This window comes from Caballeronia sp. LZ033, assembly GCF_031451265.1.
Classification (GTDB): Bacteria; Pseudomonadota; Gammaproteobacteria; order Burkholderiales; family Burkholderiaceae; genus Caballeronia.
In genome coordinates, this window is sequence record NZ_JARUXQ010000003.1 from 583249 (window position 1) to 609584 (window position 26336).

At 62.3% G+C, this 26336-nt stretch carries 21 protein-coding genes and 1 pseudogene; 16 read left to right on the forward strand and 6 right to left on the reverse strand.

Going from position 1 to position 26336, the window contains the following annotated elements; translation table 11 throughout:
* The first annotated feature begins 44 nt into the window (after nucleotides 1-44).
* Nucleotides 45-842: a transporter substrate-binding domain-containing protein gene (locus QCE62_RS23870; protein WP_309923852.1), complete on the forward strand. Its 798-nt coding sequence runs from the start codon at nucleotides 45-47 to the stop codon at nucleotides 840-842.
* Between the two features lie 358 nt (nucleotides 843-1200).
* The gene (poxB, locus tag QCE62_RS23875) at nucleotides 1201-2922 is read left to right on the forward strand and encodes a ubiquinone-dependent pyruvate dehydrogenase (RefSeq protein ID WP_309923854.1); all 1722 of its coding nucleotides are present in this window, start codon (nucleotides 1201-1203) and stop codon (nucleotides 2920-2922) included.
* Between the two features lie 73 nt (nucleotides 2923-2995).
* On the opposite strand, the gene QCE62_RS23880 is transcribed toward poxB, so the two are convergent.
* The 3 genes from QCE62_RS23880 to QCE62_RS23890 form a co-directional block, all read right to left on the reverse strand.
* Nucleotides 2996-3919 carry a hypothetical protein gene (locus QCE62_RS23880; protein ID WP_309923856.1) on the reverse strand — a complete coding sequence of 308 codons (924 nt, stop codon included), beginning with the start codon at nucleotides 3917-3919 and terminating at the stop codon, nucleotides 2996-2998.
* Nucleotides 3853-4647 carry a DUF899 domain-containing protein gene (locus QCE62_RS23885; protein ID WP_309923859.1) on the reverse strand — a complete coding sequence of 265 codons (795 nt, stop codon included), beginning with the start codon at nucleotides 4645-4647 and terminating at the stop codon, nucleotides 3853-3855. Before QCE62_RS23885 ends, QCE62_RS23880 begins: the two co-directional genes overlap by 67 nt.
* A 126-nt stretch (nucleotides 4648-4773) precedes the next feature.
* Complete coding sequence (locus tag QCE62_RS23890; RefSeq protein ID WP_309923861.1) at nucleotides 4774-5283, reverse strand: DUF6622 family protein; 510 nt, start codon at nucleotides 5281-5283, stop codon at nucleotides 4774-4776.
* Nucleotides 5284-5715: 432 nt separating this feature from the next.
* On the opposite strand from QCE62_RS23890, the gene QCE62_RS23895 reads away from it, so the two are divergent.
* Complete coding sequence (locus QCE62_RS23895) at nucleotides 5716-6675, forward strand: bile acid:sodium symporter family protein (RefSeq protein WP_309923863.1); 960 nt, start codon at nucleotides 5716-5718, stop codon at nucleotides 6673-6675.
* 74 nt (nucleotides 6676-6749) lie between these two features.
* Here the strand turns inward: QCE62_RS23895 and QCE62_RS23900 are convergent, their stop codons facing one another.
* A complete protein-coding gene (locus QCE62_RS23900) occupies nucleotides 6750-7310 on the reverse strand; it encodes a thioredoxin family protein (protein WP_309923866.1) in 561 nt (186 codons plus the stop codon).
* 636 nt (nucleotides 7311-7946) lie between these two features.
* Between QCE62_RS23900 and QCE62_RS23905 the strand changes: the two genes are divergently transcribed.
* The 9 genes and pseudogenes from QCE62_RS23905 (at nucleotide 7947) to QCE62_RS23945 (ending at nucleotide 18141) form a co-directional block, all read left to right on the forward strand.
* Nucleotides 7947-9233 carry a glycine betaine/L-proline ABC transporter ATP-binding protein gene (locus tag QCE62_RS23905; RefSeq protein ID WP_309923868.1) on the forward strand — a complete coding sequence of 429 codons (1287 nt, stop codon included), beginning with the start codon at nucleotides 7947-7949 and terminating at the stop codon, nucleotides 9231-9233.
* Complete coding sequence (locus QCE62_RS23910; RefSeq protein ID WP_309923870.1) at nucleotides 9230-10132, forward strand: proline/glycine betaine ABC transporter permease; 903 nt, start codon at nucleotides 9230-9232, stop codon at nucleotides 10130-10132. Before QCE62_RS23905 ends, QCE62_RS23910 begins: the two co-directional genes overlap by 4 nt.
* A gap of 86 nt (nucleotides 10133-10218) precedes the next feature.
* Nucleotides 10219-11100, forward strand: coding sequence for a glycine betaine ABC transporter substrate-binding protein (locus QCE62_RS23915; RefSeq protein WP_309923872.1), 882 nt, complete (start codon nucleotides 10219-10221; stop codon nucleotides 11098-11100).
* 46 nt (nucleotides 11101-11146) lie between these two features.
* Nucleotides 11147-12441, forward strand: a pseudogene (glyA, locus tag QCE62_RS23920) (serine hydroxymethyltransferase).
* A gap of 45 nt (nucleotides 12442-12486) precedes the next feature.
* A complete protein-coding gene (locus tag QCE62_RS23925) occupies nucleotides 12487-13374 on the forward strand; it encodes a dihydrodipicolinate synthase family protein (protein WP_309923874.1) in 888 nt (295 codons plus the stop codon).
* Between the two features lie 6 nt (nucleotides 13375-13380).
* Nucleotides 13381-14712: an FAD-binding oxidoreductase gene (locus QCE62_RS23930; protein ID WP_309923876.1), complete on the forward strand. Its 1332-nt coding sequence runs from the start codon at nucleotides 13381-13383 to the stop codon at nucleotides 14710-14712.
* A gap of 18 nt (nucleotides 14713-14730) precedes the next feature.
* A complete protein-coding gene (locus tag QCE62_RS23935; RefSeq protein ID WP_309923879.1) occupies nucleotides 14731-16224 on the forward strand; it encodes an aldehyde dehydrogenase in 1494 nt (497 codons plus the stop codon).
* Between the two features lie 16 nt (nucleotides 16225-16240).
* Nucleotides 16241-17008, forward strand: a complete 768-nt coding sequence (locus tag QCE62_RS23940) for a pyrroline-5-carboxylate reductase (protein ID WP_309923881.1) — start codon at nucleotides 16241-16243, stop codon at nucleotides 17006-17008.
* A gap of 131 nt (nucleotides 17009-17139) precedes the next feature.
* The gene (locus QCE62_RS23945; RefSeq protein ID WP_309923883.1) at nucleotides 17140-18141 is read left to right on the forward strand and encodes a LysR substrate-binding domain-containing protein; all 1002 of its coding nucleotides are present in this window, start codon (nucleotides 17140-17142) and stop codon (nucleotides 18139-18141) included.
* 6 nt (nucleotides 18142-18147) lie between these two features.
* On the opposite strand, the gene QCE62_RS23950 is transcribed toward QCE62_RS23945, so the two are convergent.
* Entirely contained in the window at nucleotides 18148-18600 is a 453-nt protein-coding gene (locus QCE62_RS23950; RefSeq protein WP_309923885.1) for a YaiI/YqxD family protein, read from the reverse strand.
* A gap of 3 nt (nucleotides 18601-18603) precedes the next feature.
* Nucleotides 18604-19308 carry a GntR family transcriptional regulator gene (locus tag QCE62_RS23955; protein WP_309923887.1) on the reverse strand — a complete coding sequence of 235 codons (705 nt, stop codon included), beginning with the start codon at nucleotides 19306-19308 and terminating at the stop codon, nucleotides 18604-18606.
* Nucleotides 19309-19477: 169 nt separating this feature from the next.
* Here QCE62_RS23955 and QCE62_RS23960 point away from each other — a divergent pair, with 169 nt between their 5' ends.
* The 4 genes from QCE62_RS23960 (at nucleotide 19478) to QCE62_RS23975 (ending at nucleotide 26120) form a co-directional block, all read left to right on the forward strand.
* Entirely contained in the window at nucleotides 19478-20752 is a 1275-nt protein-coding gene (locus QCE62_RS23960) for a glucarate dehydratase family protein (protein ID WP_309923890.1), read from the forward strand.
* Nucleotides 20753-20797: 45 nt separating this feature from the next.
* Nucleotides 20798-22114 carry an MFS transporter gene (locus tag QCE62_RS23965; protein WP_309923892.1) on the forward strand — a complete coding sequence of 439 codons (1317 nt, stop codon included), beginning with the start codon at nucleotides 20798-20800 and terminating at the stop codon, nucleotides 22112-22114.
* A 566-nt stretch (nucleotides 22115-22680) separates the two neighbouring features.
* Nucleotides 22681-23070 (forward strand): hypothetical protein, encoded by a 390-nt coding sequence (locus QCE62_RS23970; protein ID WP_309923894.1) that lies wholly within the window; start codon nucleotides 22681-22683, stop codon nucleotides 23068-23070.
* Nucleotides 23071-23108: 38 nt separating this feature from the next.
* On the forward strand, nucleotides 23109-26120 hold the full coding sequence (locus tag QCE62_RS23975) for an enterotoxin A family protein (protein WP_309923896.1): 3012 nt from the start codon (nucleotides 23109-23111) through the stop codon (nucleotides 26118-26120).
* Nucleotides 26121-26336: the final 216 nt, after the last annotated feature.

Here is a 26336-nt window from a genome sequence, read left to right on the forward strand (position 1 = left end):
TCACGCATCAATCCACGCAACAACCATAACGACGGAGACGTAACTTGAAAGCCAAGACTATCCTTGCACGCGCGGCCCTTGCCACGCTGATGCTGGCAGGCGCGGTGCACAGCGCCATGGCCGACCAGCTCGACGACATCAAGAAGGCCGGCGTCGTGCGCGTCGCCATTGCAATGGGCACGCCGCTGTTCAGCTATGCCGACGAGAACCTGAAGCCCGCTGGATCGGACGTGGATACTGCCGCCGCGCTCGCCAAGGATCTCGGCGTGAAACTCGAACTGGTGCAGATCACCAATGCCGCGCGCATCCCGACGCTGCAAGCCAAGCGGGCGGACCTCGTGATCGCCGACTTGTCGATCACGCCGGAACGCGCAAAGGTGGTCGACTTCTCGAATCCTTATGCGGTGATCACAATCATCGTCGGCGGCTTGAAATCCATCAAGGTGAAGGACTATGCCGATCTCGACGGCAAGACCATCGGTCTCACGCGCGCAACCGTGAACGACACGCTCACGACGCAGCAGGCAAAGGGCGCGCAGATCCAGCGTTATGAAGACGATGCAACGCTCATCACCTCGATGGTGACGGGTCAGATCGACGTGTTCTCGAGCACACCGTCGAACCTGCAGGAAATGCAGCACCGCGCGCCTCAGCGCAACATCGAGATGAAGTTCGAGCAGAAGAATTTCGATCTCGGGATTGCGATGAACAAGGATCAGCCGCGTCTGAAGGAATGGGTGAACAACTGGGTCGGCACGAACATGAAGAACGGCAACCTGAACACGATCTACAAGAAGTATCACGGCCGCGATCTGCCGGACAACGTTCGCAAGGGTGCGTGACGCATAGCACGTCGCGGTAGCCTGAAGGCCCGCCAGGGCCATGAAGGAGGGCGGATAGCGCAGGGCGACGAGCCCTGAGGCTATTCGCCCTTTTACATTTTGCATGCAGAAGGCAATCGGGCATTACGTATTCAAAATGCCCGATTTACCGCCTCTTCGGATCGTAGGGCAGGATCCGTTCACTCGCCGTGACGCGCTGCAGGCAAGGTACAAGACAATATTCACAGAGCCGGCATACACTTGCGTCTGCATTTTGCATCGTGCATTCAACGAGCCGTCGCTCGTTTGTGGCTCGTTGCGCTCCGAGTCCGCACGACTGCGCCATCTCCCGGCATCCCTTTCCACGCATGGAGCAAACATGGCCACTAAAACCATCGCCGATTACCTCGCAAGGACGCTTGCCGCAGCCGGTGTCGAGCGCATCTGGGGCGTCACGGGCGACAGCCTCAACGGACTCGCCTTCAGCCTGGATCGGGTTGGTTCGATCCGCTGGATGCATACCCGGCACGAGGAGGCCGCCGCGTTCGCTGCCGGGGCCGACGCCGCGACGACCGGCAAGCTGGCCGTCTGCGCGGGCAGTTGCGGGCCGGGCAATCTTCACCTGATCAACGGGCTCTACGACTGTCACCGCAACCATCAGCCGGTGCTCGCCATTGCCGCGCACATTCCGTCGACGGAAATTGGCCTCAACTATTTCCAGGAAACGCACCCGCAGGAATTGTTCAGGGAATGCAGTCATTTCGTCGAACTCGTGGCGAACGCATCGCAGTTTCCCCGCGTGCTCGAACGGGCGATGCGCGCGGCGCTGGATCAGCGCGGCGTCGCGGTGATCGTGCTGCCCGGCGATGTCGCGTTGAGCGAGGGCCCAGGTATCGAGCCTCGCTGGACGGCGAGCGCACCCGGCGCGATCGTTCCTTCCGACACCGAACTCGACAAGCTGGCCGGCCTCCTCAACGGCTGCGAGGCGGTGACGATCATGTGCGGCAGCGGCGTTGCAGGATCGCACGATGAAGTCGTGACGCTGGCGGACACGCTCGGTGCGCCTGTCGTGCATGCGCTGCGCGGCAAGCAGTTCATCGAGTATGAGAATCCATTCGATGTCGGCATGACGGGTCTCATCGGCTTCAGCTCCGGCTATCACGCGATGATGAATTGCGACACGCTGCTTCTGCTCGGCTGCGACTTTCCCTATCGTCCGTTCTATCCGCCGAACGCGAAGATAGTCCAGATCGACTGGCGCGGTTCGCAACTGGGGCGTCGCGCGCAGTTGGAGATGGGTGTGGTCGGCACTGTCAAGGAAACGCTCACGGCGCTGCTGCCGAAACTCACGCGCAAGGACGAACGTCGCTTTCTCGACAATGCGCTCAAGCATTATGCGAGCGCCCGCAAGGGGCTCGACGATCTCGCCACGCCTTCCGCTCCGGGCCGGCCGATTCATCCGCAGTACCTGACCAAGCTTGTCGACGACATCGCCGCCGAAGATGCGATCTTCACGGCGGATGTCGGCACGCCGACGCTGTGGGCCGCGCGCTATCTGACGATGAATGGCAAGCGCCAGTTGCATGGGTCGTTCAATCACGGCTCCATGGCCAATGCGATGCCACAGGCGCTCGGGGCGCAGGCGGCGCATCCGCAGCGTCAGGTGGTGTCCCTGTCGGGCGATGGCGGTCTCGCCATGCTGCTCGGTGATCTGCTGAGCGCCGTGCAACTCGAGTTGCCGATCAAGGTCGTCGTATTCAACAACAGCCTGCTCGGATTCGTATCGATGGAATTGAAAGCGGCGGGCTACGTCGATACGAACGTGGATCTGAGCAAGACCGATTTTTCGCAGATCGCGAAGGGAGCGGGAATCTGGTCAGTGCGCGTCGAGGAATCGGAACAACTCGAAAGCGCGCTGCGCGACGCGTTCGCGCACGCGGGGCCGGCGGTCGTGGATGTGGTGACGTCCAAGCATGAACTCTCGCTTCCGCCGACTATCGAGCTCTCGCAGGCGAAGGGGTTCAGCCTCTATATGCTGCGAGCCATCCTGAGCGGCCGCGGCGACGAGATCATCGAACTGGCGCGCACTAATCTTCGTTGAGCCTGGACGACGAGCGAAAACAAAGTGCGTGCCTGGTTCGGAACATCCGCGTGGAAACGAGCGCGACACGCGCTCAGAAGCGATACGTGACGCCAACCTTCACGATCGGGAAGAAGCGCAGCTTGTCGGCCTTGTTCTGCAGATCCTGTTTTTCCGCGTCGACGTTTGCCTGTCCTGCTTCAGCGACGATATCGGCGGGCACGTCGAAGTCGATGTGCGGGCGGCCGTACGCGACGCCGGCATCGAAGAAGGCCGAGAAGCCCTTTTGCGCAACCGGCGTGTGGCCGAAACCAATGCCGAGATAAGGACGGACTGTCGGGAAGCGCGCCTTCGCGTGAATGCTCTGCCCGAGCGTCGAATACTGCACGCCATTGATGGTGTACGTGCCGTTCATGCTGGTCGCGGTGGCATCGACGTTATCGCCGCCGACGAGCGCGCCGGCTGTGATGCGAAAACCGACAGTGTCAGGCGCCGGAAAAAAATCGAAATAAAAGCCGCCGTGATAAATGCTCGCCGTTCCGTCGTAATGCAGGCCGCCGGCATTGAAGTCATGCGAAAAACGGAATCCGTTGAACTCGGCGCGCACATTGTCGCGGGTGCCGAGCGGTTCGGAGTAGCCCAGGCCGACGCCTTCGGTGCCGATCTGACCATAGATTTCGCGAGCGTGCGCAAGCGGCGTGGCGAGCGCGGCAAGCGTGCCGGCGAGGGCCGCAAGCGCGGCCAACGAGTTCTTCATTGCAAAAATTTCCAGGGATGGATTGGACGGAAGGGGCGTCCTGGCGAAAGCGGCGGGGGATGCCGGCTGGTGCGAGAGGCCATGCGCGATGAGCTTGCATCGCGGATAGTTTCGATAACGGAAACGTTTGGCGGATTCTTTAGATGAAAAAGGGCGGCTACCAAGCCGCCCTTCTGGCAAACGGTATTTTCGACTTATTGTTTTTTCTTTGCGCTTTCCGCACGGAATGCGGCTTCGCCCGCGTCCGACACTTCGACCCATTTTCTGTCGGGCTGGGCATCCGCTGAGTAGCTGTCATGCCAGTTCCACCATTTATAGGTGGGGGTCTGCGGGTAACCTTCAGGTGAGTCTTCCCAGAGTTCCTGACGGCCCAGCGGCGTGATGTCGAGATAGTTCCAGGTATTGCCCATCTGTTCATCGCCGCGATTGTTGATGAAGTAGGTTCGGTACAGGGTGTCGCCGTCGCGGAAGAAGACATTCGTGCCGTGCCATTCGTCCACGGCGAAGTCCTTGTCGAACTGATCCGTGATGGTGACCCACGGTATGTCCCATCCCATGCGTTGCTTCAGTCTTGTGATGTCTTCCTGCGGCGCGCGCGATGCAAACACCAGCGTCGTGTCGCGCGCATTCAGGTGGGCAGGATGCGCGACCTGGTCCGCGACCATCGAACAGCCGCGGCAGGCATGATCGGGCCAGCCGAAAACGCCCGGCTCGAAGAACGCGCGATAAACGATCAACTGACGCCTTCCATCGAAGAGATCAAGCAGGCTTCGCGTGCCTTCGGGCGTTTCGAACTGGTAATCCGCTTTCACGGCCATCCATGGCATGCGGCGACGTTCAGCGGCAAGCGCGTCGCGTGCGCGAGTGTGTTCCTTTTCCTTCACGAGGAGCCGATCGCGCGCCGCCTCCCATTCAGCCGGCGAGACAACCGCCGGCGTTTGCATGGCCGGTTGCGGGCCGTTCCCTGCGTTTTCGTCCGATGCAGTCATGACGTGTGTCTCCTCCTGAACAAGACCGTGAGTGTTGCGCCAGTGTGAGGCTGTGACGCGCGGTTCGGGAGTAACAAGTTTGACGCCATTTGCATCGGACTGTCTGGAGCAACGTCGTGCGCACCATCAAGCGGCGGCCGGACGGCACGCATCGAGCCCGCGCCAGTAGGTGATGAAGCGTCCTCCGAACATGCCTGCAACGAGTCCCGATATGGCCGCATCGAGCGACGCATAGTGGACGAGCGAGGTGGCAAGCATCGTCGTGGCCATTTCAAAGCCGATCCAGAACTTGGCGATGAAGATGACGGCGATCAGCACAAGCGGAACGAAAGAGCCCGGCAGCATCACGGTGCGCGCAATCGGATCGACGATGAAACGCGAACGGCTCGCGGTGAACATGCCGCCCGCGATACCTGCTCCGACACCGATGATCCACGCCAGGACGGCGCTCCAGCCGGCGAACGGGTCCGACATCAGATGCGCGATACCCAGGCCGGCGAAGATCAGCGGCACCACGGCGAGTTTCGAAAGCGGCGCGGTGCTGGTCTGTAATGCCTTGATTCCACGATACAGAAGAAAGGCGAGCAGCACCCAGACCCAGGTCGGCGTGCCCTGAAGGATTGCGATTGGTGACATGACGATCTCCTTGTTGTGATCACCGGACGACTCATGGGGCTGGCATTCGCCCCATGAGTCTTCGTTCTTGCGCAGCATGAACGAAACGAATTAGCGCGAAATTAAAAATACGGAACGGCCCGTATCGACGCAAGCGGCGTCGGAATTAAGCGAATTCAGAATAGAACCGCGCCGACAGGTAAAATGCGGCGCCTGATGGATTTTTCTTGCCGCACCGCGCGCGATCCGCGCCTGACGGCACGGCGATCAGGCAGCCCAGGTGCCCAGGCGGCCGCCCCACGAGGGCAATCTTGCTGCGCATGGCCCCATTTGTTTCGCACGAGATCACACGATCGTTCCTGCGCAGCCGGCGCCCCCGGCGCCGCGGCAGCCACCGCGGTTCCGCCAGGAAGGCACGAAACGCTACCCATACGACTTTCGAGGATTGTTTTCATGTTTGCCCGCATCACCCGCCTTTTTCCGCTCTGGGCCGTGCTGGTTTCCATCGCTGCCTATGCCGAGCCTTCGTCCGTGACGGGCATCGCACCGCACGTCACGACGCTTCTGACCATCATCATGTTGTCGATGGGCGTCACGCTTTCCCTCGACGATTTCCGGCGCGTGTTCACGCGTCCCGCGCCCGTGATTGCCGGCATCGTTCTGCATTACCTCGTCATGCCGCTCGCCGCCTGGGTCATCGCCAAGGCGCTGCGCATGCCTCCCGACCTGACGGCCGGCATGGTGCTGGTGGGCAGCGTCGCGAGCGGTACCGCGTCGAACGTGATGATCTATCTGGCGCGCGGCGACGTGGCGCTGTCAGTCACGATCAGCGCACTGTCGACGCTGGTCGGCGTGTTCGCCACGCCGCTGCTTACGCGCCTGTACGTCGATGCATCCATCGTGGTCGATGTGCATGGCATGTTGATGAGCATCGTTCAGATCGTGGCGCTGCCGATCGTCGTCGGTCTCGTCGTCAATCATCTGTTCGGCAAGATCGTGCGCAAGATCGAATGGGTCTTGCCGCTCGTGTCGATGGTGTCGATTCTGCTGATCATCGCGGCGGTCGTCGGCGGTACGCAGAAGAGCATTGCCTCGGTCGGTCTCGTGGTGGCTCTGGGCGTGGTGCTGCACAACGGCATCGGGCTGCTGGGCGGTTACTGGGGCGGACGTCTGCTCGGTTTCGACGAGGCTGTTTGCCGCACGCTTGCCATCGAAGTCGGCATGCAGAATTCGGGTCTTGCCGCGACGCTCGGCAAGCTGTACTTCACGCCGATCGCCGCGCTTCCGGGCGCCTTGTTCTCGGTGTGGCACAACCTGTCGGGCTCGATGCTGGCCGGCTATTGGGCGGGCCGTCCCGCCAAGGGCGCGACGCGGGATGAGGATGCCGATGCCGCCGTCGCTCGACATGGCTAAGAAATAGCGGAACCACTTGTTCCAGATAGAAGGCGTGCCGCGGGCACGCCTTTTTTTCTGAACGCGCCTCGTGATCACGCTCCCAGCAGTTCCCTGATCTTCGCCTCGGTCTCCGCATAACGGCCCTCTCCATAGCGCCGGTACACGATCTTGCCGTCCTGGTCGATCAGGTAGAGTGCAGGCCAATACTGATTGCCGTAGGCGTTCCACGTCGCGTAGGCATTGTCCTGCGCAACGGGAAAGTCGATACCGTAGCGTTGAATGGCCTTCTTCAGGTTCCCGGTGTCGCGCTCGAAGCCGTACTCGGGCGTATGCACGCCCACGACCACGAGTCCCTTGTCGCGATAACGCGCATCCCAGTCCTTCACATGCGGCAGCGTATGCGCGCAGTTGATGCAGTCGAAGGTCCAGAAATCGACCAGCACGACTTTTCCGTGCATTTGCTTCAGATTCAGCGGCGCGCTGTTGAGCCAGTTGTCGATGCCGGTGAATTCCGGCGCCTGGACCGCGATCTGCCGCGCCGGATCCGGTTCGGACGAGGCCCCCGTCGATGCGAAGGCGGTCAGCGCGGCCACCGCTCCGAAGGCGGCGATCATGGCGGCAGCGAAGGCGGCGATCTTGATGCGATCGAACATGAGGTTTCTCCTTTCCGGTTGGCGTGGAGCGTATTGAAGCGCGCGGATGTATCGGGCGCTTGTCCCGGTGGACGTCCTTCGGCATCACTGTGTATCCGGGGGCCTCGCAGATACATGGGGATACATGGAGAGCGTTCGTTCCGCCTTGCCCGAGGCAGGGATTGCAATAAAAGACCGAACGTTCCACACCGGTTTTTTCCGGAACGCGGGACGAATATCGTCGGCGCAAGGACCACGTTCGTGCGCGGTTTCCGAGCCCTTAACCTCACGAAAAGTCATGCAGGACAGCCCGTCTAGGTGCATTCCCTAGCGCCGCCGCATCAAGTTCACCCCGCCAGACCCGCTTCCGCTCAAGCTCGACGCCCGCAAAGCCGCATCCACACACGCTTCCAGCGATTCACCCGCTCCCGCACCGTTTCCCTGCATCGCTGCACCACGGGAATCCATTACCAGAAGTATCGGAAAGGGCGCAGGAAATGTCGGTGGATGATCGAAATTGACCAGTTACGCTTCATTCCAACGCAACGAACGCCGGAATGTGATCGGCGCTGTCGACCCGGATCGTACTCGAAGGACGCATATGGCAGACGTCCCCAACGTTTCGGTTTTTTCGAACTTGCCAGCTGGAATGAATCGATGATTCCGAACCTGACGCTCGCACCGGGCGACCTGTCAAAGACGGTTTCCGCAGAGCCGGACAGCCTGTCTCCGGCCCGATCCGTCGCCGCTTCGCAGACCGGGATCCTTACGGTCAAGAATCTCTCGAAGATCTTTGGCGCCAAGCCCGAGCGTGCGCAGGAACTCCTGAAACAAGGCCTCGGCCGCAACGAAATCTTCGCGCAGACCGGCAACATGGTCGCGGTCGATGACGTCAGCCTCGCGGTCAACGCGGGCGAAATCTTCGTCATCATGGGTCTGTCCGGCTCGGGCAAGTCCACGCTCGTCCGCTTGCTCAATCGCCTGATCGAGCCGACTTCGGGTCAGGTGATTCTCGAAGGCCGCGACATTGCGCCAATGAACGTGAACGAATTGCGCGCGGTGCGCCGCGAAAAAATGGCAATGGTGTTCCAGTCTTTTGCGCTGCTGCCGAACCGCTCGGTCATCGACAACATCGCGTACGGACTCGAAGTCGCCGGCAAGAAAAAATCGGAACGATATGACATTGCCCGCGCTGCGTTGACGCGCGTCGGCCTGGCTTCCTACGAAAAATTGCTGCCGAGCGAACTGTCGGGCGGCATGCAGCAGCGCGTCGGACTGGCGCGAGCGCTCGCGGTGAATCCCGCGGTGCTCCTGATGGACGAAGCGTTCTCGGCGCTCGACCCGTTGATCCGCTTCGAGATGCAGAACGAACTGCTGCGCTTGCAGAAAGAAGAACAGCGCACGATCGTCTTCATCTCGCATGACATCGAGGAAGCCGTGAAGATCGGCGGGCGCATCGGCATCATGAAAGACGGCCGGCTGGTTCAGGTCGGCACGCCCGCTGAACTCATCCAATCGCCCGCCGACGATTACGTGCGCGACTTCTTCCGCAACGTCGACGTGTCGCGCTTCCTCGCGGCAGCGAGCCTGCTCACGAAGGTCGAGCGCGGCCTGATTGCCTGCGACGGCGGCGCACCATCCGAACGCTATCTGAACAGCCTGATCGACAGCGGCGCCGACTGCGGCTATGTCTGCGACGAAGCCGGACGCTATCAGGGATGCGTGACGCCCGCATCGCTGCACAAGAGCGGCGCGCGTCCGATTCGCGAAGCCTTGCTGCGCGACGTCGCCGCCGTGCCGCTCGACGCCGATCTGCACCGGCTCGCGGCCATCGCACTCAGTCAGGAACACGACGTGCCCGTCACCGACGAACAAGGCCGTCTCGCCGGCGTCGTCTCGTGCCGCACGATTCTCAAGCAGGTCATGGAGCGGAGGGAAGCATGAACGGTTCGAGCAGTTCGATTTTCGGCAAGTTCGCCGAGGACGCGGTCAATTTCTTGTTCTCACATTTTCGTGGCGGTTTCGATGCCTTTTCCGCCGCACTCGGCGCGGTCATCAAGGTGCTCGAAGATGGCCTGGGCGCGGTCTCGTTCATCGCGATGTTGGTGATCCTGATGGCGCTCGCGCTGTGGCGCAAGGGCGTCGTGTTCTCGGCATTCGTCGGCGTGGCGCTCTTCGCGATCAACTATATGGGCCTCTGGGCGCAGACGGTTTCCACGCTCGCGCTGGTGATTGCGGCGACGTTCTTCAGTCTCGTGATCGGCGTGCCGCTCGGCATCTGGGGCGCGCGCAGCAATCGCGCCGAAGTCGTGCTGCGCTCACTGCTCGACTTCATGCAGACGATGCCCGCGTTCGTCTATCTGATTCCCGCCGTGATCCTGTTCGGTCTCGGACGCGTGCCTGCCGTGATCGCGACCATCGTGTTCGCCATGCCGCCCGTCGTGCGCCTGACCACGCTCGGCATCCGCCAGGTGCGCGAAGAACTGCTCGAAGCAGGCCGCTCGTTCGGCAGCACCGATGCGCAGCTGCTGTGGAAGATCCAGCTGCCCAACGCGTTGCCGTCGATCATGGCAGGCGTGAACCAGACCATCATGATGGCGCTCTCGATGGTGGTGGTCGCATCGATGATCGGTGCGGGCGGACTCGGCGAATACGTATTGAGCGGCATCCAGCGGCTCGACATCGGCATCGGCTTCGAAGGCGGTCTCGGCGTCGTGCTGCTCGCGATCATCCTCGACCGTCTGACGGAAAGCTTCGGCGTCAAGGCAAAGAAGGCAAAGAAGGCAAAGAAGAAGAAGGTCATCTCCACGCCGGTCACGCCTTCCAAGGCGGCGCAGACCTGAAAGAAGACCGAGAGAAGAAAGGCGCCGGCAACGACCGGCGCACTAGCGAACCAGACCACACGCAGACCCACCCATCCGGAGTCGAAATGAAGAACCTGTCCATCAAGGCGGTGCTCGCAAAGGTGGTGATGCCCGCGGTCGTCGCCTTCGGCGTGGCGTCCGCTCCGGCCATGTCGGCCGAGCCTCTCAAGATCGCCGTCACCAACTGGGCCGACGTGCTGGCCGTCGCCAATGTCGCGAAGTACGTGCTCGAGACGCAACTGAAGCAGCCGGTGCAATTCGTGCAGGCGGACATCGGCATCCAGTATCAGGGCGTCGCGCGCGGCGACCTGGACATCATGGTGGGCGGCTGGCTGCCGGTCACGCACGGTCAGTATGTGGCGCGCTACAAGAACGATCTTGATGACGTCGGCATCATTTATACGGGCGGCAAGAACGGCTGGGCCGTCCCGGCGTATGTGCCCGAGTCGCAGCTGTCGTCCATCGAGGACCTGAAGAAGCCCGACGTGCAGAAGCAGCTCAACGGCGTGATCCAGGGCATCGAACCGGGCGGCGGACTGATGCAGGCATCGGAGAAGACCATCAAGGCCTACGACCTCTCTGGCTATCACCTGCAATCCGCAAGCGAGGCGGGCATGCTCGCGTCCATCCAGCGTGCCTATCAGTCGAAGCAATGGATCGTCGCAACCGTGTGGAGCCCGCACTGGCTGTTCCAGAAATGGCAGATGCGCTATCTGAACGATCCGAAGGGCACGCTCGGCGGCGAAGAACAGGTGCATGCATTCGCGTCCAAGCAGTTCGCAGGCAAGTTCCCGCGCGCCGATGTCTTCTTCAAGCATCTGAAGCTCAATCTCGCGGATGTGGAAGCGATCGAGTTCGAGGGCAACAGCACCAACGACTATGCGACGGCCGCAAAGAAGTTCGTCGATGCGCACCCCGACAAACTGAAGGCATGGCTGGCGCAGTAACGCCAACGCCCTGCCATTCGCTGCACGATCCACGCGGAGTCTTCCTGTGAACGCACATGCGCGCTTCTTTGGCGAGAGCCTGCAGAGCCACGATCCCGTCATCGCTGCGGAGATCGCGCTCGAACTGCGGCGCCAGCAGAGCCAGATCGAGTTGATCGCATCGGAGAACATCGTGTCGTCCGCCGTGCTCGAGGCGCAGGGCACGGTGCTGACGAACAAGATTGCGGAAGGCTATCCGGGCGAGCGCCATCACGGCGGCTGCGAGCACGTGGACCGGATCGAGGCGCTGGCCATCGATCGCGTCAAGGCGCTGTTCGATGCCGGCTTCGCCAACGTGCAACCGCATTCCGGCGCGCAGGCGAACACTGCGGTGCTCCTCGCGCTGCTGACGCCGGGCGAAACCGTGATGGGCATGTCGCCCGATGCGGGCGGCCATCTTACGCACGGCGCGCGTCCCGCGCTCTCGGGCAAGTGGTTCAACGCCGTGCAGTATGGCGTGAGCCCGGAGACGCTCCGCATCGATTACGACGCGGTCCGGCGTCTTGCCGAGACACATCGGCCGAAGCTGATCATCGCCGGCTCTTCTGCTTATCCGCGTGCGCTGGACTTTGCCGCGTTCCGCGACATAGCGGATCGCGTCGGCGCGATGCTGATGGTGGACATGGCGCAGTTCGCGGGCATCGTCGCGGCGGGCAAGCATGAGAACCCGTTGCCGTTCGCTGACGTGGTCACGTCGACGACCCACAAGACACTGCGCGGCCCGCGCGGCGGCTTCATCCTGACCAACCACGCCGACCTCGCGAAGAAGATCGATACAGCCGTGTTTCCGGGCGCGCAGGGCGGTTCGCTGATGCATGTGATCGCGGGCAAGGCGGTGGCCTTCGGCGAGGCGCTGCGGCCCGAATTCGGCGCTTACATCGAGCGGATGCTGCGCAACGCACAGGCGCTCGGCAAGGTGCTGCAAGCAGGCGGCCTGCGTCTCGTCACGGGCGGCACCGACAACCCTCTCTGCTCGTGGATCTGCGCAGCAAGGGCATCACCGGCACGCAGGCCGAGAAGGCGCTGGAGCGCGCCGGCGTCACCTGCAACAAGAACGGCATTCCGTTCGATATCGAGAACCCGACCGTCACCTCCGGCATTCGCCTCGGGACGCCGGCCGGCACCACGCGAGGCCTAGGCGTCGCGGAGTTCGAAGAGGTTGGAGACATGATCCTGCAAGTCATCGCGGCGCTCGTGCGCGATCGCGGCGGCGACGAGCAGGTGGAGCGTTCAGTGCGCGCGCGGGTGCGCGAACTGTGCGCGCGGTTCCCGATTTACACGCGTGCGGAAGCGCTGGTCTGACGCATCGCAAACGACGACGCACGATCCTATTTCAGAGAGACGATCATGAGCTTCGAAGGCGTACATACCCCGCTGGTCACCCCGTTCAAGGTCGACGGCGAAATCGATCACGACATGCTCGGCAAGCATGCGGCGAATCTTGCCGGCCGCGTGACCGGACTTGGTGTGGGCGGCACCACGGGCGAATACTATGCGCTGAGCTTCGACGAGCGCGTGAAGACATTCGATACCGTGGCGCAGGCGGTGGGCGGCAAGACCTGGCTCACGGCGGGCATCAATGCAACCACCACAACTGAAGTGCTGCGCCTCGGTCGCGAGGCGAAGCGCGCGGGCTATGACGCGCTGCTGGTGGCTGCGCCTTACTACGTGCAGCCGACGCAGGACGAATTGCTGACGCATCTGCTGAAGATCGACGATGCGCTCGACCTTCCGGTCATGCTCTATAACTTCCCGGCACGCACCGGCACCGCGATCGGCGATGAAGTGCTCATGAAGCTGCTCGAGCGTCCCAACTTCGCCGCGATGAAGGAGAGCACGGGCGATGTCGCGCATCTCCATCATCTCGCGACGCAACTGCCCGAGCGCTTCGTCCTCAGTTGCGGCATGGACGACCAGGCGCTCGAGTTCTTCGCGTGGGGCGTGCGGAGCTGGGTGGCGGGCGCATCGAACTTCCTGCCCGAAGCGCATACGGAACTGCTCGAAACCTGCGTGAAACAAGGCGATTTCAACGCAGGCCGCAAGCTCATGAGGCAGTTGCTGCCCGTGCTCGAACTGCTCGAACGCAGCGGCAAGTTCATTCAGTATGTGCGTTATGGCTGCGAGCTTGCGGGCACGCGTGTGGGTCATGCGCGCGCGCCGCTCGGCACCCTCGACGACGAAGAGCGCAACGCTTTCGCGAAGCTCGTTCAACCTTTGCTGCGCAACGCTCAGTGAACCTGCATGGCCTCGAAACTGGAGTTCGCGCATCTGCCTGCCCCGGATGGCGTCAACGGCTGGTGGGAAAGCCTGCCGCCCGCCGCGCCCGCGAGGACCGTGACGGGTGAACACGCTTTCGACTACGTCGTGGTGGGCGGCGGCATTACCGGGCTGTGTGCGGCGCGGCGGCTGGCCGAGCTCGCGCCGGACGCATCCGTCGCGCTCGTCGAGGCCGATCGTATCGGCCGCTCGACGGCGGGCCGCAATTCGGGCTTCTTTGTGGATCTGCCGCACGACATCAGCAGCGAGAGTTATTCGCGCAGCGTAGAGGCCGACAAGGCCGATGTCCGTCTGCAACGGCACGGTATCGACTATGTGCGTTCGATCGTGAGGCAGCATGGCATCGATTGCGACTGGCGCGACGACGGCAAGTATCACGCGTCGGTCAACAAGAAGGGACATGCGGCGCTCACGCATTTCGCGGAAGGCCTCGCACGCATCGGCGAAGCGTGCGAATGGCTCGATCAAAACGCGATCGAGAAAGTGACGGGCACGCCGTTTTACGAGAGCGCGCTGTTCACGCCGGGATGCAGTACGGTTCAGCCGGCCGCGCTGATGCGCGGTCTTGCTGCGACGCAACCCGCGAACGTGACGGTGTTCGAGCTGAGCGCGGTGAAGGGCATGGACACGCGCGGCGCAACGACGCTGCTGAAGTTCGCCGGCGGCAGCATCACGACCGCGCGCGTCGTGCTCTGCACCAACGCCTATGCAGCGACCTTCGGCGGCCATCCGAACGGCCTGCTGCCGGTCTACACGTTCGCGTCGATGTCGCGGCCGATGAATCCCGACGAGATCGCGCGGCTGGGCGGCATGCAGTCGTGGGCGCTGATTCCCGCCGATCCGATGGGCACCACCGTGCGCCGTCTCGCCAATCACCGCATCTGCATTCGCAACCACTTTGCGTTCCGGCCGAACCTGTCCGTCTCGGACGGCGATCTCGCGAAGTCGCGACAACTGCATCAACGTTCGTTCGAACGGCGCTTTCCGATGTTGAAGGACGTTGAGCTGCAATACACGTGGGGCGGGGCGCTGTGCCTGTCGGCGAACAATGGCGCGTTGTTCGGCCAGCGCGAGCAAGGCGTGTTCGAAGCGGTCGGCTGCAATGGTCTCGGGTTGAGCCGCGGTTCGGCATCGGGCAAGCTGATCGCCGAATACGCGCTCGGCGAATCCCATGCGTTGATCGATCAACTGCTGCGACAACCGCATCCGCGTTCGTTGCCGATGCGGCCGATTGCCGATGTCGCGGTGACCGCCGCGATCTGGATGAAGGAATTCTCGGCGGGCGCCGAGCTTTGAATCTGTGAGGATAGACACATGACGACGCACCAGGAATGGACAAGCAAGGCACAAGGTCTGGCGCTCGATGGCCGCGCGCTGATTGCCGGGGCACGCTGCAACGCGGCGTCGAACGAAGCCTTCGATACGCTCAATCCTTCGACGGGCAAGGCGCTCGCCGCGATTGCCAAGTGCGATGCGAAGGACGTGGACCGCGCGGTTGCAGCAGCGCGCGAGGCCTTCGAATCGGGCATCTGGTCGAAGGCCGCGCCATCGCATCGCAAGGCGGTGCTGCAGCGTCTGGCGCAACTCATCGACGACAACGCCGAAGAGCTCGCGCTGCTCGAAGCGCTCGAAGCCGGCAAGCCGATCAGCGAGTGCATGGGGCTCGACATCCCCGAGTCGGCGGCGTGCATCCGCTGGCATGCTGAAGCCACGGACAAGCGTTATGACGCGTTGTCGCCGTCTGGCGCGGGCGTCGTGAGCATGATCACGCGCGAGCCGATCGGTGTCGTCGGCGCGGTGTTGCCATGGAATTTTCCCGCGCTGATGCTGGCCTGGAAGGTCGGGCCGGCGCTCTCGGTGGGCAACAGCGTGATCGTGAAGCCAGCCGAGCAGACGTCCCTGTCTACCTTGCGCATCGCCGACCTCGCGCTCGAGGCGGGCGTCCCGTCGGGCGTGCTGAGCGTGGTCACGGGGCTGGGTGAGAGCGCCGGGCAGGCAATCGGCTGTCATGCCGACATCGACCTCGTGGCCTTCACCGGTTCGACCGAAACGGGCAAGCGTTTCCTGCGCTATTCCGCCGATACCAACCTGAAGCGCGTCGTGCTCGAATGCGGCGGCAAGAATCCGCAGGTGGTGCTGCCGGACGTCGCCAATCTCGATGCAGTCGCGGAACAGGCCGTCGCCGCCGCGTTCTGGAACATGGGCGAGAACTGCAGCGCCGGGTCGCGCATCATCGTGCATGCCAGTCACAAGGAGGCCTTGCTGCAGAAGATGCAGGCCGTGCTGGAAGGCTGGAAGACCGGCGACCCGCTCGATCCCGATGTGAAGCTCGGCTCGCTCATCGAGGAAGCGCATTACCGCAAGGTGCTGGGCCACATCGAGAAGGCGCGGGCCGAGGGCGCGCGCGTGGTGTGCGGCGGGCAGGCGACGCTTGCGGAGTCCGGCGGCTGGTTCGTCGAGCCGACCATCATCGATCAGGTCACGCCGGAGATGAGCATCGCCCGCGACGAGGTCTTTGGCCCGGTGGTGTGCTTTATCGAATATGCTGACGTCGACGAGGCCGTGCGCATCGCCAACGATACGTGCTATGGCCTCGCGGCATCGCTGTGGACCGACAATGTCAATCACGCTCACAAGGTGGCGGCGCGCATTCGCGCGGGCACCGTGACCGTCAACTGCTTCGGCGAAGGCGACCTGACGACGCCGTTCGGCGGCTTCGGGCAGTCGGGCTTCGGGGGACGCGACAAGTCGATTTACGCGCACGATCAATACTGCGAGCTGAAGACCACGTGGCTTAAGCTCGACTGACTACAGACGAGGAAGTATGCGGATTGGATTCGTCGGCACCGGCGCGATCACGCGGGCGGTCGTGACCGGGATGATCAGGTTCGAGGTTCCCTTCGAGCGTATCGCGCTGTCGCCGCGGAATGCGGACACGGCGGCAGAGCTTGCGAAACTGGATTCACGTGTCGAGGTATGCGCCAGCAATCAGGCGGTGCTCGATTCCTCGGACGTGATCTGTCTCGCGGTGAGGCCGCAGATCGCCGCCGATGTCCTGCCCGCGCTGAAGTTCGAGCCGCGCCATCATGTCATCAGCTTCATTGCCGGCAAGTCGCTTGCGCAGATGCGCGAATGGCTGGGTGACGTGGCGGCGGTGATTCGCGCCATCCCGCTGCCGGCGGTGTCGGAAGGCAAGGGCAGCACCGCGCTGTGTCCGCCGGATGCGGTCGCGCGCACGCTGTTCGCGCCGCTCGGAGCGGCCGTGGAAGTCGAAGACGAACATCAGTTCGATGCATTGTCCGCCGCCACCGCGACCATGGCGAGCTACTTTGCGTTGCTGGAAGAGCAAGCCTCGTGGCTCGTCGCGCAAGGTCTGCCGTATGCGTCGGCGCGCTCGTTCCTGTCGGGGTTCCAGGTGGGCCTCGCGCATGAAACCACCAAGGACGCCCGGCCGTACTCGGAGTTGATCGGCGAAATGTGTACGCCGGGCGGACTCAATGAACAAGTGACCAACGAGCTTGCGCAGCGGGGCACCTATCAGCATTACATCGAAGCGCTCGAGCGAATCATGAAACGCGTGCAGGGACGTTGAAGGACGCTAACGGACCGGCTGCGGGTCGCCATCACCATCAAGACAGGCAATGAAATCAATAAAATGACTCATCAGCGGCGCCGCGTGCCGGGCGCCTGCAGGTGCCCGCAAGCCCTTCGAAGGTGATCCCGATGCAGAAGAAACAGCAGTTCGCCGACCGGCTGCTCGCACAGATGCCCTCGTTGCGCGCGCTTCGGTGCTTCGTCACCGCAGCGCGCTATGAAAGCTTCACGCAAGCCGCGGAAGTACTGTGCGTGACGCAGGCCGCTGTCAGCCGGCAAATCAAGGAGCTCGAGGACACGCTTGAAGTTGCGCTGTTCGAGCGCGCCGGCCGTCATATCGCGCTGACGGACGCCGGGCGCATCCTGTACAACGCGTCTTATCTGTCGATCATGAATATCGCGGAGGCGGCGCAGGCGGTGCGGCGCGTGGATCGTCACGCGCTCACACTGTGCATCTCGCATACTTTTTCGGCGCTGTGGCTGTCGGGCAGATTCCCTGCATTCCGTCGCCGCTTTCCGGAAATCCGCCTGCACGTGATGGTCACCGACCAGTTCATGGAACTGGACGATCTCATGGAACCGGACGTCATCATCACGAAAAATCCGCCGCGCGGGGCGGAGTACGAAGTCGAGCCGCTGTTTCACGACATCGTTTATCCGGTATGCAGCGTTCCGTTTCATGAACGCCACTTCCATGGCCGCACGCTCAAGCCGCTCGATCTGCTCCAGCATCCCACTCTGAGTCTTTCGCTGCTGGGGCGGGCGCAGGTGTGCGAGCACGTCGACTGGCGCGTATGGAAGAACTGGTTCCAGCAAGGCGACGGCTCGGAGCGCCTCGATCAGAACGACAACTTCGAGAGCAACGACTACCGCTTGCTGGTGGCGCAGGCCGAGGCGGGCGAGGGCACGCTGCTCGGCTGGCATCATCTCGTGCATCGCCAGGTGGAGCAAAAGAAACTCGTGCGGCCCGTCGACGACGCGCTCGTGTTTCATGACCGTCATCATTACCTGAGCACACATCGCAATGCGCGGGCGCGGCCGGAGTACATGCAGTTCCGGCAATGGCTCGACGATGAGATCGGCGCGATGATGCAGGGCTGGCCGTCCGAGCAGCCCAAGGTCGCGCAGTGATCCGCTTCAGCCGCGCGCGTGCCGGGCAAGAAACCGGTCGAGCTGCGCGGCGAACTGCTTGCCGTCGCGCGGACTATAAGGCGGCGGTCCGCCGGTAGCGACGCCGCTGCTGCGCAACTGGTCCATCATCGAGCGGATCGAAAGACGCTCCTCGATATTTTCTTCACTGAACCATTCGCCGCGCGGGTCCAGCGCGTGCGCTGCCTTGGCGAGCACGGCTGCGGCGAGCGGAATATCGGCCGTGATGATGAGGTCCCCCGCCTGCGCCATCTCGACGATGCGCGCGTCCGCGACATCGAAACCTGCGGGCACCTGAACCGCCCGGATGAACGGCGAGGGCGGCGTGCGCAGGAACTGGTTGGCCACCAGCGTGACGGCGACTTTCACGCGCGGCCCCGCACGGAACAGGATGTCCTTGACCACGCTCGGGCAGGCGTCAGCATCGACGAGGATTTGCATGCGTCAATGGTCCGTCAGATAGTCGGGATGGCTCGCACGGATTTCGTCGAGCTGGCTGAGCGTGCCGGACAGATGCGCGCGCAGGGCGGCATCGGCGGCATCGGCATTGCCCTGCTCGATGGCGTCGACGATGGCGGTGTGGTCGCGCACCACGGCCAGCGTCTTGCCTTCCACGGGCAGATGCAGGCGCCGCAAGCGGTCTATGTGTCCGCTCAGCCGGCGCACCAGGTCCCAGAGCTGCGGCACGCCCGCGGCTTCATACATCTGCCGGTGAAACGCATGATCCAGCAATGCGAACTGCTCGACGTCCTGCGGTTCCAGATAATCCATTTGTTCCGCGATCGTCGCGCGCAGCCGCGCGACCAGTGACGCCTTGTGCGCTTGCGCGAGCGTGCGCACGATTTCGAGTTCGATCGAGCGGCGCAGAAAGTGCGCCTGCAACGCCGATGCGACGCTGATCTGGCTCACGACGGTAGCGTGCTGCGGAAAGATGTCGACGAGACCCTCTTCACCCAGCTTGATGAGCGCGTCGCGCACAGGCGTCTGGCTCAGGCCGTAGCGTGTCGCCAGTTCGCTGCGTGACAGCACCGTGCCGGGCGCCAGTTCGAGCGACAGGATCAGCTCCCGCAGGCGTTCGAATACCTGCGGCGCCGCGTGGCGCGATCGGTCCAGGCGATGGGTCGCGCGCGGAGCATCGATATTACTCATATGAATGATGAAGCGTACTGAAACATTAGTACTATAGCCTGCCTTTGCGGCCCTGCCGAGCGGCGCGAGACCTCCGTAACGCTTGGTGATTTCCCTACTGACACACTAATGTATTAGTGCTTTACCATGGCTTTATTCTCGCTTTCGTCCATTCGCAGGAAATATCGCCATGACTCGACAGATCGCCATTACTCACGTGCGCATCACGCCGATTGCCTTTCGCGACGGCCCGCTCCTCAATGCCGCGGGCATCCACGAGCCGTGGGCACTGCGCGCGATCGTCGAACTGGAAACAAATGACGGACGAGTCGGCATCTCCGAAACCTATGGCGACGAACCCATGCTGCGGGTGCTGCACCAGGCGAAGGATCTCGTCATCGGCCTCTCGCCGTTCGAACTCAACCAGATGGAAGAGCGCGTGCGCGCGACCATCACGGCCACGCCGGGCGCCGTGGAGTTCGAACTCGCACCGGGCTCGCATGCCGCGAAGAATGCGCCGAAGGTCATCAGCACGCTGGAAGTGGCGATGCTCGACCTGCAGGGGCAGATCGTCGGCGCGCCGGTGGTGGATCTCCTGGGCGGCAAGGTGCGCGACGCCGTGCCCTACAGCGCGTATCTGTTCTTCAAGTACGCGGAACACATCGACAAGCCCTACGCGCCGGATGCATGGGGCGAGGGCATCAGCCCGGAGCAGATCGTCGCGCAGGCACGCCGCATGATTGACCTGTACGGCTTCCAGAGCATCAAGCTGAAAGGCGGCGTGTTCGAGCCCGCGCATGAAATCGCCTGCATGCAGGCGCTTGCCGAGGCGTTCCCCGGCATGCCGCTGCGTCTCGATCCGAACGCGAACTGGACGCTGGAAACGAGCATCAAGGCCGCGCCCCAGCTCGACGAAATCCTCGAGTATTACGAAGACCCGTGCCCTGGCCTCGACGGCATGGCCGAACTGCAAAAGCATACGAAGCTGCCGCTTGCGACCAACATGGTCATCACGACCATGGACGACTTCCGCAAAGGTTGCGAGATGGGTTCGATCAAGGTGCTGCTCTCGGATCACCACTACTGGGGCGGACTGCGGGCCACGCAGACGCTTGCGCGCATGTGCAGGCTGTGGGGCTTCGGCATGTCGATGCATTCCAACTCGCACCTCGGCATCAGCCTGATGGCAATGACCCACGTGGCGGCGAGCGTGCCGAACCTGACCTACGCGTGCGACACGCACTACCCGTGGCAGGAAGAAGAAGTCATCAAGGGCGGCCGCGTGAAGTTCGACAACGGCGCGGTGCGCGTGCCCGTCACTCCGGGTCTCGGCGTCGAGCTGGATCGGCAGAAGCTCGGCGAATTGCATGAGCAATATTTGTCATGCGGCGTGCGCAATCGCGACGACCTCTCACAGATGCGCAAATATCAGCCGGAATTCACCGGCAAGAATCCGCGCTTCTGATTCGAATAAAAAGGCGTTCGCAGCGCTACTCCAGGAGACATCTTCATGAGCACTTCCAGCGCGCTGTCGAGCGCCGTCCGCAAGATCAAGTGGCACGTGCTGCCGCTGTTCGTCGTGATGTTCATCGTCAATTACATCGACCGGGTGAACATCGGTTTCGTGCGTCAGCATCTGAGCGCGGACCTGGGCATCGGCGCTGCGGCCTATGGGCTCGGCGCGGGTCTGTTCTTCGTCAGTTATGCCGTATTCGAAGTGCCGTCGAACATGCTGCTGCAACGCTTCGGCGCGAAGGCATGGCTCACGCGCATCATGGTCACGTGGGGGCTGGCTGCGGTCGGCATGGCCTTCGTGAAGGGCGAAACATCTTTCTATGCCATGCGTCTGCTGCTCGGCGCGGCCGAAGCGGGCTTCTTCCCGGGCGTGGTTTTCTACTTCACGCAATGGCTGCCGCGCGATCAACGCGGCCGGGCCATGGCGGTCTTCCTGAGCGGCTCGGCGCTTGCATCAGTGTTCTCCGGGCCGATTTCCGGCGGCCTGATGCTGATCGAAGGCGCGGGCCTGCATGGCTGGCAGTGGATGTTCATCATCGAAGGCATGGCCTCCGTGGTGCTCGCGGGCTTCGTGTGGTTCTGGCTGGACTCGAAGCCGCGCGACGCGAAGTGGCTCACGCGGGAGGAACAGGATGCGCTCATCGCGGAGGTGGAAGCGGAACAGCGTCAGCGCGATGCCGCGCATACCGTGAAGCCCTCGTCGTGGAGCCTGTTGCGCGATCCGCAGATCCTGATCTTCTGCCTGATCTATTTCTCCGTGTCGCTGACCATCTACGGCGCAACCTTCTGGTTGCCGAGCATCATCCGCAAGATGGGGCATCTGAACGACTTCCAGGTCGGGCTCTTCAATTCGATTCCCTGGCTGATCTCGATCGTCGCGATGTATCTGTTCGCCGCTCTTGCTGGACGCTTCAAGTTCCAGCAGGCATGGGTGGCGTGCGTGCTGTTGATCGCGGCGGCAGGCATGTATGCCGCCGGTCTGGGCAGCCCGGCGTTCTCGTTCGTCGCCATCTGTTTCGCGGCCATCGGCTTCAAGGCGGCATCGTCGTTGTTCTGGCCCATTCCGCAAGGCTATCTGGATGCGCGCATCGCGGCGCCAGTGCTCGCGCTGATCAACTCGATCGGCAATCTCGGCGGCTTCGTGGCGCCCGCAGCCTTCGGCTTCCTCGAACAGAAGACCGGCTCGATCCAGGGCGGTCTCACGGGCCTGGCGATCATGTCTGTGGTGGCCGCGGTCATCGTCTTCCTGGCGCGCATGGCCCCGCGCGAGGGTCGCACGGCGCTCGGACTTCAATCTCGCCCCACGAAATAAGTCCTGACGGCAGCGCGCATTAGCTAAGACCAAAGCCTTGGTTTGAAGGGCGCGGCACGCGTATCAGCATGAATCGCATCCGGCGGCCGTGCATGGCTATAAGCGACAGTGCTATGTGTGGTACTTGATCGCCACCGTCCGAGCGGGCGACCTCACTATGATCAATCAACAGGCTTTTGGTACGTACCGTACCGATCCGTTTTGTCGATCGTCATTGCGAGGACTACATGAAGGTTCCCAGCACGAGTCAGAGTTTTCAGCCTAACGAAGCATCAGACGCCTGGTCGAACCAGCAAGTCTGCACTGAGCCGAGTCCACAGCCGGACCAAGCTGATTTGCCAGCGTGTCCGGTAGCGGGAGATCAACCCGCCGGCCAACTTGACGGGCGTAACGCGCCTGCCACCTGTGGCCAAGGGGACGACCTCAGTGCGTCGCCAATCTCCTCCAGCGGATCTGATGTCTCGTCCGCCAATGGGCTCTTAACGGATGCCCGACATGGCGATTCCACCGGGAATGTCCTGCATGAGCAAGTTCAGCAAAAGGTGGGGCAAGCCACAGCTTGGCGATTGAGCCTCGACAAGGGTGATGCGGACGAAACCAGGCATGATGCTCTTGGCGGCTCGCTTCAATCGCTCCCTCTCCCTGTCCCGAATGCGGATCGAACACCCGCGCAGGCTGTCAAGCCATCACCGGGCATCCTCAATGATCGGCCCATCATGGTGCGCACACCGACCGCCAACCTGCTGCAGGAGGCCGCCGGTTTTTTGCCACGTTCGCATCGCCAAGCGATGCCCATAGCCAAAACGCGCAACTGGCGGATGACCACGTCATCGAGAAACGCGATAAGCCCAAAGAGAAGCGCTTTCGCGAATACCGGGGCGGTGACGCCTTGCGGGAGCGCGCGCGTTCGTATGAACGATTCGATCAGTTTGACTATCTACGCACACGCGGCGTAACGGGGCGTGGAACCTGCTTCGGACTCGACACGGAGGCGATGCGCCGGCTCGATGCAGCCTCGAACGCCCAGTTCGATCTGCAAACGGTAGTGCGATCGATGCGTGACACCGCGCAATCGAACTCACCGGAGGCCGAAAAGATGTTTGATCGAGTGGACAGCTATCAGGCGAAGCAGCGCCAGGATGGACCACCGATCCTTGGTCACTATGACAGGGAACCGACGCAGTATCTCGCATTATTGAACCTGGAGCGCAAACAACGCCTGGAGGCGCTTTACCGTTCTATCGACAACTTGCAGTCGGGCGATCACGCCTTGGTGCTGCTCGGAGTCTACTCGAAGAAAAAAGCCGATTCCGAGATTGGTGGCCACGCCATTCTTATACAAAGGCAATCGAACGGTGAGTACTCGATTTTCGATCCGAACAACGGCGTCTTCAACTACAAGACGCGCGAAGCCGCGTCAAAATCGCTTGCTCGCTACTTTAATTCGGCGTATTCGGAAGTTGGTGGCAAGCTGAATCCGGACGCAATCACTGTCTACCGTCGGGTCCCTGCATCGACTCCCAGATCTTTCCTGTCCTCGCAGAACGTTACATTTCCGCAGGCTGAGCAAGACCTCCCGCTCGAGCCGTTTCTGTACGGTGCGCACGCGGACGATGCGAATGGTCTAACAGGCGCCGCGCTGTTACCACCGTTGCTGCGGGGCATCTCGTACAGCAGCTACTGGGATGCCCTCGGTACGCATGCGATGCGTGATGTTGCAACGGGACGCGCTTCAGATCTGGCTGCTTCGACCGTGCAACTTAATGACGATCTGCACCGGGTTGGGCGCGGCATGCGAACACTCGGACAACTCAACCTGTTGCGCGACCAAAGCCGCTACATCGCGAGTCCAGACGTGCCCGACCGCGTCCGTCATGGGGGCGTGAGTCACGCCAATAGTGGAGCCACGCTGACCGTCGATCTGGCAAATCAGTTCATGCGTGGGTATCCCAGCGGTGAGGCGTCGCTACCCTTGCCCAACGACTTCGCATACATCGATTTCGAATTGGGCGAGCCCGCGAGCGGGGGCGGCGACCTCGCAGCCCGCCATCGGCCCTTGATCGTGCAACGCCTCAATCCCTCTTCGAACTACAGAAACGATCGCTACCAGATCTATGATCCTGAGCACGGCGTATTTACTTATCGAGACTACGCTCACATGGAGCGGGCCGTGAGCGACGCGTTCCACGAGGCATACCAGGATTCGGGCGGCGTCCGATCTGCCAGCGTTACCTACTACGCTGTTCCTGACGATCACGCCAGGTCCAACGCGCTAGTCTCGTCACGTCCCAGCGGTGGGATCGGCAATCAGTCGCTGTCGAGCATTCGCGAGCGTTATATTGGCGCTTCGCCTCCGGTGCCCGACTTCGCGGCTCGCCCACAGCCGCCGAGTGTGGTGTTCAGCCCGACGACCTTGCCGAATCATGACGAATTCAAGCGCGGCAGCGATCTGTCCATGGAGACAAAGCCCTACGAGCGCTTTCGTCCATCGCGTGAAACGCCGGGTTCTCTGAAGGCGCGTGGTGGCTTCGAATCCGAGGAAGTATCGCTTCAGAATGTCAGTCTCGACGTGCATGATTTCGACATGGCGTCGAACCCGCGCACGACCGATGGTGCGGGCTATCTGAGCACGTTTGCGAGCTCCGTTGCAGCCCGGCGGCGCCTTGCTGCGCAAGGGCCTAACGGTTATATCTATTCGGTGGCGCCATCGCCGAACATGGTGTCGGTCAACGGCAGTCTTGGGGAATACTCGCGCAACCCGGAGAATCAGGAAGTTGCCGCGATGGGCCGCATCGATTACGGCCAGATCAGGGGCTGGTGGCAGGTGTCCAACGGTGAGGCAGGGAGCTTCGTCGCCAATCCGGACTATCGTTCGGACATCTTCGATACAACCCGCACAGCGGGTGCCCGGCCGGATTTGGCGCGCTTCCCCAACGGCGATCCACCTTGGGGAGAGGCGCTGTGGCGTTCTTATGCCAGACCTGTCAAGCAGGGTCTTGAGACAGTCGGATGGCAGCCAGAAGGTGATCAGAATCTGACTCAAGCCAATTTCTACGCACACTCGCTGGGCAAGGTCCGGATCGCGGAGGAGCGGCAATCCTGCCATCTGGACTATCGCGGGCCGACCACACTATGGGCTGGCGATCCGCCGAGCGCTCATTCTGGCATCCTGCTTTACGTCGACGGTTCGGGCAATGTGTACGACGACTATGTTTACAGGTCGGGGCCAAACCGATCCGATAGCGTAAGCCAGTTCCGTTTCGGCGACGACGGCCGTTTCCACCTCGCGAACGACACGAACCGCGTACTGGAGGTTCGCAGCGACGGCTACGTTTATACCGGGCCGACGCCCGAAGGGACGGGTACGAACGGCGTGTTCCGCTACGAAAACGGTCATTTGATTCACGTCGAAGACGGCAAGTATCTGTCGATCGGAAGGTTCGGCTATCAGCCGTACGTGTCAGCGACCGACTTGGGACGTCTGTCGAAATGGACCTTGACCGACCCGGGACTTCATCCGGTGACGCCACCCGCTGCCAACACGTTGACATATCACGAAAGTAATGCTGGCGACTCAGCCGCGCTGCGGGAATTCGAACGCGATCCCGACACCGCGCTTCCGCCTGGGTTCAACGGGTTTGTCACTCGTGTTCCCAGCATCGATTCCAATGCCTTGGGCGGCAGCATCGAAGATTTTGTGCAGAACACGGGAGCCGTATCAGCACCGAGGATTGCGGAGTGGCTTGGCCGACGGCATGTTGCGCTGCTGTTGCGCGATGGTACCTACCTGGTGCCGACGCCATACGGCCAGCTCGAGGCTCACAGGATCGACGGCATGCCGACGTGGCGGACGACATACGATTGGACCGAGCATGCACAAAATTGGCAAATGCTTGGAGAATTCCCACCCAGCCGGTACAGCGTGCCCGACGATGTCTGGCAATCAATCCAGGCACAAGCAGCACGGCGCGACAGGATGGAGAAGGAGCTATCCGCGCCCACATGACGCGAGCCCGATATACCGGGGACCGTGCATCGGGACGGGCTCGTGTGTCCTTCCATTCACCTTCGACGCGCTCGACTGCTTCTTCGAAGCCGATCACGCCGTGGCCTATGCCGCGCGCTGGGCGCGGCTGTGGATCGATCAACGAAGGCGCGGATGAGCAGAACATACCCTTTCCGCTCGTTTCCTCATAAGCTTTTCGCGCCGCCGTGCTTTTGC